Source organism: Empedobacter sp. UBA7252 (assembly GCF_002472765.1).
GTDB classification, from domain to species: Bacteria; Bacteroidota; Bacteroidia; order Flavobacteriales; family Weeksellaceae; genus Empedobacter; species Empedobacter falsenii_B.
Genome location: NZ_DKSQ01000098.1, coordinates 94,696 through 108,157, shown reverse-complemented (window position 1 = coordinate 108,157; position 13,462 = coordinate 94,696). Strand labels below are relative to the sequence as shown.

Genomic DNA, 13,462 nt, shown 5'->3' with positions numbered 1-13,462 from the left:
AATACATTGTACTTTTTACATTTTACTTAATACTTAAAAAACATCTTACAATTCTAATTGAATCGAATAACCGTCTGTGCATTTCTATTATAAGAAATACATATTTAGAGAGAGCATTTAACTTGATTTGTAGAGGAATAAAACCAAGTATATTATATGAAGTCCGATGCTATTTTGCGAAGAAATGACCCAATGCAAAAAGGCGTAGAACTCATCTTAAAGCATTAGAGGTACTGGTATACCGTGCAACGATAAGAGAGCCCACGCCTAGGTCGTGAGCAAATTTACTTATTTTCTCGTTGCTACAAAAATTACCAGTTTTCTAATGCGAGATTAAAGTATTATTACTTTATTTTTTTAACTATCTGATAACAAATATAATAATAATTTTTAACATTCGGATATAAATCCGAATTATTTTTTTAAATAACTCCTTCATTTGTTAAAATGAAAGATAAAAATAGAAAAATAGTAGAATTTATAAGAGATAATTGGTTAGCAAATGATCAAAGTAATTTATCTTTTGCTACGTCACATGGTATTGATGAAAAAACTGTAAGACTAATTAAAGAAGATGAGAATTACAATATTAGTTTAAAAACAATTTTAAGAATTTGTGAAGCTAGAGAAATGAAATTATACGAATTTTTCAAGATGGTTAATATATAAAAAGGCTCCAACTTGGAACCTTTTTATATGTTATAATTTTAATAATTCACTTAAACTATTTATTTTAATTTTTGGTAAATAATCTTCTTCTATATTAAAATTTTGTGAATGTATATTACTTCCTTGATCTAAGAGACAAATACTTGTCCAGCCCAATTTATTTGGACTAACAAAATCTTTTTTAGGATTATCTGCTATATAAAAATAATCATCGATATCATTTTCATGGAATATTTTAAAGTTACGCTCATCAGGCTTTGTTGAACCAAACTCTTCTGAAACAATTATTTTATCAAATAAATCTTCAATCCCTAATGCCTTTAGTTTATTTCGTTGTGTTATAGATCTACCATCTGTTATCAAACCTAATTTATAATCTTTAGCTTTTATTTCTTTCAAAAGGTTATCTGCTCCCTCATTTAAATCAATAGTTGGAAAATGATTTCTATATACTTCCAACAATAACTCTTTGGAGAATTCTGGATAGTTTTCAATCAAAAAATCAAAAACATTCTCTCCTTTTTGATATTTTGATAACATTAAATTATATAATTCTTCTTGATTTTCTTTCTCAACTAAAGTTGAAATTTCTTTATATGCAGATTTGAGAAAATCAATTTCGTACATTAATGTATCATCAAGATCAAAAATGATATATTTAACCTTCATAATTACGAACTAAAACTTCATCATCATAACGAAGCATTAATAAATTATTTTCCCAATTTTCAGTATAATCAATCTTTTTTCCTAAAATATATTCTTCAATCAAATATTTAGGATAATTAGCTCCTGCTAAATAACTCAGTGGATAACCTCCTCCAAAACGAGGGTTTATCTCAATTCCAATGATACGTTTTGTTTCTTGATTAAAGAAAAATTGCATCGTTAAACATCCTACAGCACCTTCTATATAGGAAAGTCTTTCCTTAACATAAGAAACAATTTCATTTTTGTGTGTAACTCCTTTATTAACTTCACCCGCACGAACAAAAATACGTTTACGAGGAACAATACATTTTAAATTTCCATTTTTATCATAGTAGGTATCTACCGTATATTCATCATGTTTAGCATGATCAATATATTCCATAAACATCAACTTTGGATTTTCGAAATGATAATCTGTTAATTGAGATTCATTTTCAATCAAGAAAGTATCTTTACTCAACGAACCGTCATAAGGCTTAATAAATAATGGAAAAGAAAGATTATTTTTATCTAAATCTTGTGGAATGTCTATATTATTTTCTACAAAAAATTGATTAATAATTCGTTTATCTCTGCAGGTTTGTACAAAATCTAAAGATGAAACAATTGGCGTTATTCCATTATTTAAGAACAAATCTTTATTCTCTGCTAAAACCAATAACTCCGTATCAATTGTAGGAACAATTATTTTAATTTCTAATTCTTTACAAATTTGAAGAAGTTCAGAAATGTAATTTGAATCTGTTACTCTTTTAACAGTTCTATAACCATCAGAAATATGACAAGCTGGAGCCAAAATGGGGTTTAAATCAACCGTAAAAACTTTGTTATTTACATTTAGTTTCTTAATTTCATTTTTGAATGCTTTCACCAAAGAAACTCTCTGGCCTGCTGAGGTTATAAGTATGTTATAGTTCATTTTTAATTAATTACTTTTTGGTAGACTTCAATAGTTTTCTCCGCCATTATGTCAGATGTGAAATTTTGTAGTGCAAATTCTCTACCATTATTAGTAACTTCCATTCTTAATTTATCATCTATTGTCAATTTCACCAAAATATCTTTCAATTCATCTACATTTTCATTCTGGAATAAAAAACCAGTTTTACCATCATCAATTTGATCATATGCCCCTTCTACATTACTTCTTACAACACAACAACCAGATAAAAATGCTTCAATAGCAACTAAAGGAAAACCTTCTAACCTAGAAGGTAAAACAAATATATCTATAATATCATAAAACGGTTTAGGATCTTGAAATGGCAACTTAATAACAATGTTTTCTAAAAAATTTTCAGTTACTAAGTTTGATAACCATTTTTCTTCTTTTTTATTACCCTCTCCTAAAATAACTAATATTACCTTATTTTTTATATCACTAGGGAATTTGCTTATTGCTTTTAATAGTACATCATGTCCTTTACGATATTGAATACTTCCAACAATACCAATTATAATTTTATCACTATTAATTTTATAAACATTTCTTGTTTTTAAGTTATTTTCTTTTGGAGATTGTTTTGAAAACCTTTTATCAACCCCATTAAATATGAGAGTTAATTCATCTTCATTATAATTAAATTTTTGCTGAGCTTCCTTATAGGTTTCTCGACTAATTGTAATTTCATGTGTAGCTCTTCTATTAAGAATAGATAATGATAAATCAGCAATATGAATAGTTTTAACATATTTCTTTCTTAATAAAACAGGGATAAAAGATAAAGCTGGTGTATGTACATGTATAACATCTATTTTAAAATCTAGTAATTTTCTGTGAACAATAGGAACAGATTTTAACATCTTTAAACCGTATAACAGTTTATTCTTGGAATTATTAGGAAAATCTATTTTTACAATTTGTGCACCTATTACTTCTAATCTATTTAATAAATTTACATTTGCTTCACTTTCTGCAAACTCTGGTCCTGAAGTAAAAACAAATACTTCATGCCCACTCTCTATTAACTCTTTACTTAGATCAATAATGTGAGTAGTTACTCCACTTAAAAACAAAACCCTTGCTAAAATTGCTATTCTCATTTATTAATTATTACCATTAAACATTTCCATAGTTGCTTGTCCTTCTTGAGAAATCCCTTCTCGAACAACAACTTTTTTGATAGTTAAGAAAAATATTTTTATATCTAAAATAAAAAATAAATGGTCTACATACCAAATATCTAATTCAAATTTCTTAGTCCAAGAAATGGCATTTCTACCATTTACTTGCGCCCAACCCGTAATACCTGGACGTACATCATGACGACGTTTTTGCTCTTTATTATACAAAGGTAAATATTGTGGTAATAATGGTCTTGGACCAATAATAGACATATCACCTTTCAATACATTAATTAACTGAGGAATCTCGTCCAAACTTGTTTTACGGACAAAAGCTCCAATTGGAGTAAGTCGTTCGGCATCTGATAAAAGATTTCCGTTTGGATCTTTTTTATCATTCATCGTTTTGAACTTAATAATCCTAAAGATTCTCTCATTCAATCCTGGGCGTGCCTGAAAGAAAAATGGCTGTCCTTGATTAGCAAAATATAAACCTACCATCACCACAATAAATATAGGTGAAAGTAGAATCAATGCTGTTAAGGCTATGATGAAATCGAAAAGGCGTTTGAAAAAGTGTTTGTACATTCTAAAATTTCAATAAATTTAACACTGCAAATATCATAAACTTTCTATTATCTCTCATTAAGTGTGTATTATATTTCCATATTATAAAATTTCTTTGGAAATAATTACCTAAGAAGCTTTTATAAATTTTATATTCTGTGGAATCTTTATCTAAATAATTAATATAATTTATAGCATGATTCTGATAATACCCTTTAAATACTTGTGATGATTTTTCTTTTATTGTATTCCATGACAATTTATTTAAATGCCCATGTACATTTTCTTCATGTAGACGATAATGAATATAAGAATTACAATCAATAAAAACTTTAAAATTTCTCGAACGCGCAAAAAAATACACCAGCCAATCATGGGAAAATCCTTTCCAACTTGAGTCATCCAAATTTAATAAAAAAATTTGCAAATCCTTTGCAAATCCTTTTGTAAAAACATAAGTGCAACCTGCACTACCTCCTTCAAACAAAAAATCAAATTTTTTTTGAGGAAAGTCTTTTTTAAGTTCACTCAAGGAATTATTAGAAGTATCCCATTTTGTAAGATTAGAGCAGTATAATTCAGCCTTATTTTCTATTAGTTGTTTTACAGCGCTACTCATTTTATTAGATAACCAAATATCATCTTGGTCTGAAAAAGCAACAAAGTCAAAATCTTCATTAAAATCTAAATTAATAACCATTTTTAGAAAATTTTTCGCTGCAGAACCTGTTCCTGGAAAATTTTGATTAACAGGAATATGAGGATAAAATTCTTTTATAATATTTACTGTATTATCTTTACTTCCATCATCACTAACAACAGTATCTACTAAAACATCTTTTTGAGCAAGAATAGAGTTAATTTGTTCTTTTATATATTTTTTGCCATTGTAAGTTGCCAGAAGGACTTTTATTTTATTCATTCCAAATAATTATAAAGATTTTAGCATTAGTATTCTCCACTTTAGTACTTGTAGTAGACTAGATCTATTTCCCGTTGTCACATTTCCACCATGCCTTCTATAATAGATAAGATCTTCATTAATAAACCCTACTTTTCCTTTTTGTATATGCTTTAAACCAATGTACCAATCATGCATTGGTAAATCTTGCCTAAAAGGTAAAATATTTAAATTATTTTTAAAAGCCATTGTACATCCCAAGAATTTATTCTTAAGCAATAGTTTATAAAATTTTAATTTAGGAATTTGTTGAAAAAAACGTTTACCTGTCCTTTGCCCTTTATTATTTATTATCGCTGCATTAGAGAAAATACAGCTGTAGGATTGGTTAGCTTCAAAAAAATCTATAATAACTTGCACTTTATCACTTCTCCAAATATCATCTTGATCAGACAAAAAAATAAAATCTCCACTAGCATTTTTTATTGCATTTTCAAAATTTCCAATTACACCTTTAAAGTTAGTATTAGGAATGACTTTTATTCTACTATCATTAAATCCATTTATTATTTCTATCGTTTTATCTGTAGAATTATCATCAGAAATGATAACCTCGTCTCCAATCCTTAATTGGCTCAAAATAGACTCAAGTTGCTCTTTTATATATTTTTGACCATTATAACTAGCTAGACAGACTGATATTTTGTTTTCAATCATTCAAATCAATATTTATATTATCAATAATCTTATTAGAACTCCCTCCTAAATTATTAATTTTCAGATTTTTATTATTAGAAGATTTAAAATTATTATTGTTTATTAAGTTTCGTCCTGTTGTTTTTCCTAAAACTACACTTTCTTTATTAGAATCAACAAATTCTATTGTATTATTTGTAAAAATATTATTATTACTATAATTATTCTAATAATATTACCGCATTACCTTTTCCATTTTTAATATTATTAGTAGAGAAGTGACTATCCCAAGTCGAGAATAATCTAATGGTTTGTGTATTATTACTACCTTTTGAATTTAGCCATGAATTAGAAACTAAAAGACCTGCTGTATTTTTAATATCTAACGCATATTCTTCACATAAATCAATAATAGAATTATTAATATGTAAACTTAATATTCCTTCACTATTAATTCCTTTTTTTGCTGAAAAAATTCCAACATTAGAAATTATTAATCCTTCAGATTTTTTATCACTTTTTTGTATTTCAATACCAACATCAACTGCACTAATTTGAGAATTCGTTATATAATTATTTACTGATTGACCTGATAAAATTATACCTTTTAATACTTTAGGGGTTTGATTATTGTTAATATCTATATCTAAATTACTAATTTTTGGATTCCAAGCATTTACTAATTTAATACCATACTGTACATTTTGCAATAAAACATTTGTGATTGTAGTGTTTCTTACATTATTAATTGTTATGCCTGTTTTACCACGACCATGTATGAAAAAATTTTCTAAAAAAACTCCTCCAGCATTAACATATATTCCATCATTATTTATTGGCTGCAAAATTGTTAAATACTTACTTTCTCCAACTAATCTTACATCGTGCGTAATTTTTATCTCTTTTCCTAATAAATATATTCCACTTGGAATAAATATTAAGCGTCCAGGATTTTCATCTATTGCTTTTTGAATTGCTGAAGAATTGTCTATAGCTGTTTGCCAATTTTTTGCTGGTTTAGCTCCATATTTTTCAATAGAAACACCAAATTGCTCACTTGATTGAGCTAACGAACAAAATGATACAATTAAGAATAGAAAAGCTATAAAATGCTTACTATTTTTTTTCATTTACTTATTTTTAAAAAATTACATAAATTTATGAATATTTTTTTTTTCAAAAATTGTTAATTTATATAAGACAACTGTTGACAACATAATTATTGAAATACCTATAGGGTTATTAATAAATGGGTTTGTTAAAGATTGAAGATATGTAAAACATACACTTAATAAAAATGGTAAAACAAGCCTTTTATAATTTTTACTTTTTATTTTAAAATAATATTTGAAATTAAGGTACAAAAGATACAACCAAAAAGAAATCCCAATAATCCCTTGTTTATGAAAAATTTCTAAAAAAGATATTTCCATATGTATAGGTCTACTTTCAACCCCGTGTCCAAAACCGTGTCCAAATAAAAAGCTAAATAATGTCATTTCATCAATTACTTGGTTAAAAGTAATAAAACGCATAACATCTGAATCTGATTTATCTCCTAAAGTTTCAAAAAATATTGGCAATAAATATATAGCTAAAGAAATACCTATAACACTTATAAAAATTTTCAGAAATATTTTTTTATTGATAAAGTATATATAAAAAATATATACTAAAATTGACATAAGTATAAATCCTCTTGTAAGTGTAAGACACAAAGCTGAAAAAACTAAAACACTTAAAATTTGATCAATTTTTTTATTTGAAAGAATTAGAAAAAGAAAACCAACTCCTAAATACAAAAATCCTTTATAAAAAAACATATACTCATTTCTAAACATTACCTCACTATTCTCACTCTGCCCTTCATAAAAAACATCAAAATTTAATATTCCTAAAAAAAGCATCAGTACAATCATAATATAGATTATAGCCATAAATGCTGAAGAGTATTTGATAATGCTAGTCACTTTATCAATAGTTTTAGTGCTATCAATAGTTATAATAAAAAAATTTATGATTATAATAAATATTAACGGTTTTATATCCTCAAAAATATTTTCTAATTCTGAATTACTGAAGAATCCCATACTTAAAGAAAATAACGTGAGAAGTAAGAAGAAAGCTTCTAAAAAAAATAAACTCTTGTCTAAAATTATTTTTTTAGCATTAAAAAAAGTTAATAGCATTGCAATCCCAAAAAGTAACATTTTTAATGACAATGCTCCAAACTCTAACATTCTACCACTACCTCCTATTACAATTTCGATTAATACGAAGTATAAGACTAACCTTAAAATATTAAATTTTTTATTTATGCTATTTCCCAAAATGAAAAAAAGTTTTTAATGTCAATTTATAATAATTTCTATCATTGAAACTACTTTGCTTGATACTTCTTAATATAAGTCTACTTTTATAAAAAAAATATTGGATAAAATTACCTGTTTTAAAAAAAAGATACTCTGCTTTAAGTAATTTAGAATATCTATTTAAAGAAACATTTTTTTCAAAATTCTTTTCAACAGATAAGTTTTGATAGATTTCACTATTTAATACTTCAACAAATTTACCTTTTCGATAAACCTCTCTATAATACCAATGATCTAAAATATCTAAAGGATAACCTAGATTAAAACCTCCAATGGATTCCATAAAATTGCAATTAATAATAGTTCCAGAATTTATACCAGAAATATGACTTTTCTGAATTCCCAAAATTTTATTTCTTATCGGACGAAACCCACCTAAGTACAAAACTGAAGGCGAAATAAAACTTTGTTTGTTATTAAAAGATTTAACTATTGGAGTATAGGCTACAACATCAGAATTGCTATCTGAATTTAGATTATCAAAATATTCTTCTGTAAAAAAAGTATCTTGATCTAATAATAACAACCATTTACATCTCTTTTCAAGTGCTAATTTCAACGCATAATTATAAGCAAATGCTAAACCTGGATTATTTTCATTATGAACATATTCGAATTCTCCTAAATTCTGAAATCCCTCAATATTTTGTTGTGTTTGGGAATTATCATAAATAATACCTTTTAATTTTATTACTTTATTATTTTGAACAATAGATTTATAAGTTTCTGAATCTTTAAGATTTGTATTATAAAGTACTAGAACCACAAATAAGCCATGGGATATAAATATGTCACTTTTCATTTCCATATATAAAAAATATTAAACATTATATATCAACCTTTTTTAGAATAGATTTAATCCTAAAAAAAGGTCGAATAAACCTGATAATCAAAAACTTATCCTTCAAACCTATCATTTTATTTAATATTTTTCTATCTTCCAATGATAATTCACTAAAAAACAACAACTTAAACTCTTCAGCCTGCCTTATATTATCAAGTAAGTAATTATTCTTTTTCGAAAAAAACTCAATTCCAATTTTTTTTATTCTTGAAAAAATAGTTGATTCATTTTTTTTAGTTACACTGTTTGGATGACTTCTATACTTTATTAAAGACTCATCTAGAAAAAAAACTTTTCCAAAGCTAAATGCAATAAGAGCAAACCAATGATCATGCATCATTATATTTTTTATATTAGTTTTTAGAAATGCTTTCTTCATTGAATTATTTATAACACAAGTACAGCCAGTAACAAAATTGGAGAACAAGATCTTTTCAAAACAAAAAAAAGAATTGTTTATTTTTAACATTTTCAAAAATGATTTGGAAATTGTTTTTCCATTAATATCAACAACTTGTAAATCATGAAACGAAAGAACAGGTATGTTATTATTAATTTGTTTTTCTTCAAAAATTTTCATTTGTTTTTCTATCTTATCTAATTCCCAAATATCATCTTGATCACATAATGCTATATAATCTGAATTTGTAAAGGATAACCCTTTTTGAAAAGCTCCTACCGCTCCTATGTTAATATCGTTTTGGATAAACTTTATGTTCGGGTATTTTAATGTAAACTCTAATATAATATTGACTGTATTATCTGTAGATTTATCATCAATTATAATAATTTCATTAATTGGATATGTTTGTTTAACAACCGAAAGTAATTGATTTTTAATGTAATCACTCCCATTATATGTTGCTAAAACAATACTAATAGTATTTTTTTTCATATTAAATATCATTGATTATTGTCCAATAAACAAGAAATCAATTTAATAACCTCTTGTAGTATAATTCCAACCAGAAATAATACTAGGAATTACTTGTTCTAAATTATCAACGTATTTATTAAAAAATGTGAAGAAAATCTAGAATATGAAAATCGTAATGGACGTTTAAAAATATTTGTTAAACATTTTCGAATTATTTTTTAGCTTTACCAAAGTTTGTCCATTCTTTAAACCCTTCTCCCCACCATTTATTATTGTCCTCTATATGATGGAATTTCAGTAAATAGAACGCAATAGTTTTTAAATCTTTCATTTTTTTAATAATAATCTATAATAATGCTTTGTATAACTTAATGTATTTCTCTCTTTAATAAATAGCAAGAATAAATAATACACACTAAAAAAAATAGCACAATATGTTATAAAATAAAATATATTTATCTGGGCTAATTCTATTAATTTAATTTTAAACAAAAAAAAACCAAATAAACCAACAACTATATTTGATATTATTATTTTTTTTATATTATTTAAATCAAATGTACTTATTGAACCATACTTTATTGAAAAATAAAAAATAAAAATAATTCCCAAAAGTTCTGCTAGTACTTGTGCTATTGCTGCACCATTTTGTTTAAATAAATTAATTAAATATAAGTTAATAAACAAACTTGCTATTGCAGAAATTGTAACAGAAATTGTATAATATTTTTCCTTGTTTTGAGGATATAAAACAAGATATCCAAAAAAATATGCTAAACCTACTAAAATACAAATAGGGGAAAGGAGTTGCATTGTAAATATCGATTCCTTAAAATCATCACCAGCCATAAAATGAATAATTCCTTGTGCAGAAAATATAAAAAAAGGTACAAAAGGTAACGAAATAAGCAATATTAATTCTAATGATTTATTTAAATACACAAAATATTTGTTTTTATCTGTTTCCCATAAATTTGACAATCTAGGTAATAAAACTGCCCCTATTGTTACAATAAACAATACTACATACCGCAATAATTTATTTGCTACTGAATAATACCCTACATATTTATCACCTTGAAGATATCCTAAAAGAAAAGTATCAATAATTTGATATAGACTAACTGAAATAGATGCTATAAATATTGTTAATGCAGGTTTTAAATGTTTTTTTAAATCTAATTCTAAAAAAGTAGCTTTGTTTATTGTAGCATACTTGCGTAATCTTAAGAGATTAAAAATATTTGAACCCGCCGCATTGAGCACTAAAATAAAAGCATAATACAAATAATCATCTCCAGTTTTAACTAATAAGAAAAGTAAAATTAATGTAATAAATCTAATAACAACAAATCTTATAGTAATGTATAATTGATCTTCTATCCCTTGGTAAAACCACTCAATTCCTATATTTGTTAATAAAATACTAGAACTTAATATAATTACTAAACTCTTATAATCTGTAAATAAATCTGTAAACTTAAAAATACAAAAAATCGTCAAATAAGATAAAAGTGTAGTAATAATTAATATAATTAATATTTCTACTACATTTTTACCTAAAGCCAAACGGTCATTTCTATACTTAGCGATTTGTCTAACTGCATAAACAGGGATACCTAAGGCAGATATTAATAAAAAATAACTAATTATTGAATTTATATATTCAACCTTTCCTATATTATCTGCCCCTAAGACTTTATTTACATACGGCATTGTCACAACACCAATTAGAGTTGTAGATAAAATACGAATTAGATTTAATAAATAATTTGTTTTTACACTTCTTATTTTCATTTATTCTATCTACAAACTTTCAATAAATACTCCCCATAACCACTTTTGCGTAATGGTTCAGCAATTTCATTTAACTGTTCTTTGTTGATATAGCCCATGCGGTAAGCAACCTCTTCAATCGCACCAATTTTCATTCCTTGACGCTCTTCAATCACTTGAACAAATTGTCCAGCTTGCATCAAAGAATTGATCGTTCCTGTATCTAACCAAGCTGTACCGCGGTTAAACACTCCAACTTTTAATTTTCCTCTTTTAAGGTATTCCGCATTGATATCTGTAATTTCCAGTTCTCCACGAGAAGATGGTTTTATATTTTTGGCAATTTCGACCACATCATTATCATAAAAATAAAGACCTGGAACCGCATAATTTGATTTTGGTTCAGTAGGCTTTTCTTCAATTGAAACTACTTCGTTATTTTCATTAAATTCTACCACTCCATAACGTTCAGGATCTGAAACTTGATAAGCAAAAACTACACCTCCATCTGGATTAGCTGAATCTTGTAATAGTTTTGACATTCCCGATGCATAGAAAATATTATCTCCTAGAATTAATGCTACTTTATCATCTCCAATAAACTCTTCTCCTAAGATAAAAGCTTGTGCTAAACCGTCAGGACTTGGTTGTTCTTTATAAGAAAATTTACATCCTATTTGAGAACCATCACCTAATAATTTTTCAAAATGTGGCAAATCATGAGGAGTAGAAATAATCAATATTTCATTTATCCCTGCCAACATTAAAGTTGATAATGGGTAATAGATCATTGGTTTATCATATACTGGCATCAATTGCTTACTTACAGCCAATGTTAATGGATGTAAACGTGTTCCTGAGCCACCGGCTAGTATTATTCCTTTCAATTTATAGTATTTTTGGTTAGTTATTTTGTTTTAAATGTCTGAAACGATTGTGCTTCTTGATCTTTATCAGAAATAATCATTTTATCTGAAGGGATTCCCCAATCAATTCCAATTTCCCCATCTAATGGATTTACTCCATCCTCAGAAGCTTTATTATACCCATTGTCACATTTATAGAAAAATGTAGCTGAATCAGAAATAACAGAAAATCCATGTAAAAATCCTCTCGGAATAAACAATTGTTTTTTGTTCTCTGCAGATAATTCAACTGCAACTGATTGACCATAGGTTTCAGAACCTGGACGAACATCAACTGCAACATCTATCACTGCCCCCTCTACAACACGAACTAACTTTGCTTGCGCATGTTCTCCTGCTTGCATATGTAAACCACGTACAACACCGTAAGATGATTTGGACTGATTATCTTGTACAAAAGTTGGCTTGTATCCCAAAATTTCTTCCAATTTATTCTCGTTATATGATTCGAAGAAATATCCTCTCGAATCTTCAAAAACTGTCGGTTCTAAAATAAAACAGCCTTTTAATTTAGTTTCTGTTGCTTTCATTTAATTGTCAATATTGTTTTATAATGTTAATAAAGTTGATAAGGTTATAAAAGGTTAATAAGGTTAGATAGATATAAAAAGGTTAATCTATTCTCAATGATTTAATCAATTTAGAAAGCATACTTTTTATATAATTTATACTCTTTTGAAATTGTATTAAATTACCAATAAATCCTAATCGAAAAGCTATTTCCAATTGCGTTTCAAGTTCACTTACTGAACCTAGCGCAATATAAAGAAAACGTATAAACTCAGCTTGACTTTGTCGACCTGCTCCTTCTGCAATATTACTTGGGATAGAGACCGCACTCCGTTTCATTTGATTGGTCAATCCGTAAAGTTCTTCTTTAGGGAAAATTTTTACAGTTTCATAAATACAGACGACTAAATCCATAGATTCTTGCCAAACTTTTAATTCTTTATGACTAGCCATATTTTTTAAAGTTTTATATGTGTGGTGGTAAAAAAGGCTTAAGGTGAAATGAGAAAATAGAGAAATGGGGAGAACTAACTTTCTTAACTTTCTTAA

The 13,462-nt window shown here is 26.6% G+C and carries 16 protein-coding genes; 1 reads left to right on the top strand and 15 read right to left on the bottom strand.

Annotation, left to right across the window (positions count from 1 at the left end; genetic code table 11):
• Window positions 1-447 precede the first annotated feature (447 nt).
• Window positions 448-669 carry a hypothetical protein gene (locus B2X73_RS14285; RefSeq protein WP_180905597.1) on the top strand — a complete coding sequence of 74 codons (222 nt, stop codon included), beginning with the start codon at window positions 448-450 and terminating at the stop codon, window positions 667-669.
• Between the two features lie 30 nt (window positions 670-699).
• Here B2X73_RS14285 and B2X73_RS14280 read toward each other — a convergent pair whose 3' ends face one another.
• From B2X73_RS14280 to B2X73_RS14210, 15 genes are all read right to left on the bottom strand, one after another.
• Complete coding sequence (locus tag B2X73_RS14280) at window positions 700-1,338, bottom strand: HAD family hydrolase (RefSeq protein ID WP_180905596.1); 639 nt, start codon at window positions 1,336-1,338, stop codon at window positions 700-702.
• Window positions 1,328-2,299 (bottom strand): ATP-grasp domain-containing protein, encoded by a 972-nt coding sequence (locus B2X73_RS14275; protein WP_286502078.1) that lies wholly within the window; start codon window positions 2,297-2,299, stop codon window positions 1,328-1,330. Before B2X73_RS14275 ends, B2X73_RS14280 begins: the two co-directional genes overlap by 11 nt.
• Window positions 2,300-2,301: 2 nt before the next feature.
• A complete protein-coding gene (locus tag B2X73_RS14270; RefSeq protein ID WP_286502077.1) occupies window positions 2,302-3,423 on the bottom strand; it encodes a glycosyltransferase family 4 protein in 1,122 nt (373 codons plus the stop codon).
• A 3-nt stretch (window positions 3,424-3,426) separates the two neighbouring features.
• Window positions 3,427-4,032 (bottom strand): sugar transferase, encoded by a 606-nt coding sequence (locus B2X73_RS14265; RefSeq protein WP_291096775.1) that lies wholly within the window; start codon window positions 4,030-4,032, stop codon window positions 3,427-3,429.
• 1 nt (window position 4,033) lies between these two features.
• Window positions 4,034-4,933 (bottom strand): glycosyltransferase, encoded by a 900-nt coding sequence (locus tag B2X73_RS14260; protein ID WP_286502074.1) that lies wholly within the window; start codon window positions 4,931-4,933, stop codon window positions 4,034-4,036.
• Between the two features lie 9 nt (window positions 4,934-4,942).
• On the bottom strand, window positions 4,943-5,629 hold the full coding sequence (locus B2X73_RS14255; RefSeq protein ID WP_286502073.1) for a glycosyltransferase family 2 protein: 687 nt from the start codon (window positions 5,627-5,629) through the stop codon (window positions 4,943-4,945).
• A gap of 200 nt (window positions 5,630-5,829) precedes the next feature.
• On the bottom strand, window positions 5,830-6,738 hold the full coding sequence (locus tag B2X73_RS14250; RefSeq protein WP_286502072.1) for a glycosyl hydrolase family 28-related protein: 909 nt from the start codon (window positions 6,736-6,738) through the stop codon (window positions 5,830-5,832).
• 18 nt (window positions 6,739-6,756) lie between these two features.
• The gene (locus B2X73_RS14245; protein ID WP_286502071.1) at window positions 6,757-7,938 is read right to left on the bottom strand and encodes a hypothetical protein; all 1,182 of its coding nucleotides are present in this window, start codon (window positions 7,936-7,938) and stop codon (window positions 6,757-6,759) included.
• Window positions 7,928-8,788 carry a glycosyltransferase gene (locus B2X73_RS14240; RefSeq protein WP_286502070.1) on the bottom strand — a complete coding sequence of 287 codons (861 nt, stop codon included), beginning with the start codon at window positions 8,786-8,788 and terminating at the stop codon, window positions 7,928-7,930. The genes B2X73_RS14245 and B2X73_RS14240 overlap by 11 nt, the downstream gene beginning before the upstream one ends.
• Window positions 8,789-8,807: 19 nt before the next feature.
• Entirely contained in the window at window positions 8,808-9,719 is a 912-nt protein-coding gene (locus B2X73_RS14235; RefSeq protein WP_286502069.1) for a glycosyltransferase family 2 protein, read from the bottom strand.
• A gap of 193 nt (window positions 9,720-9,912) precedes the next feature.
• Window positions 9,913-10,032, bottom strand: a complete 120-nt coding sequence (locus B2X73_RS14230) for a glycoside hydrolase family 99-like domain-containing protein (RefSeq protein ID WP_286502068.1) — start codon at window positions 10,030-10,032, stop codon at window positions 9,913-9,915.
• Window positions 10,029-11,498 (bottom strand): flippase, encoded by a 1,470-nt coding sequence (locus B2X73_RS14225; RefSeq protein ID WP_286502067.1) that lies wholly within the window; start codon window positions 11,496-11,498, stop codon window positions 10,029-10,031. The genes B2X73_RS14230 and B2X73_RS14225 overlap by 4 nt, the downstream gene beginning before the upstream one ends.
• Window positions 11,499-11,503: 5 nt before the next feature.
• Window positions 11,504-12,364, bottom strand: coding sequence for a glucose-1-phosphate thymidylyltransferase RfbA (gene rfbA / locus B2X73_RS14220; RefSeq protein WP_286502066.1), 861 nt, complete (start codon window positions 12,362-12,364; stop codon window positions 11,504-11,506).
• Window positions 12,365-12,384: 20 nt separating this feature from the next.
• Window positions 12,385-12,933 (bottom strand): dTDP-4-dehydrorhamnose 3,5-epimerase, encoded by a 549-nt coding sequence (gene rfbC, locus B2X73_RS14215; RefSeq protein ID WP_286502065.1) that lies wholly within the window; start codon window positions 12,931-12,933, stop codon window positions 12,385-12,387.
• 82 nt (window positions 12,934-13,015) lie between these two features.
• A partial coding sequence (locus B2X73_RS14210; RefSeq protein WP_349679910.1) for a four helix bundle protein occupies window positions 13,016-13,462 on the bottom strand: 447 nt, incomplete at its 5' end.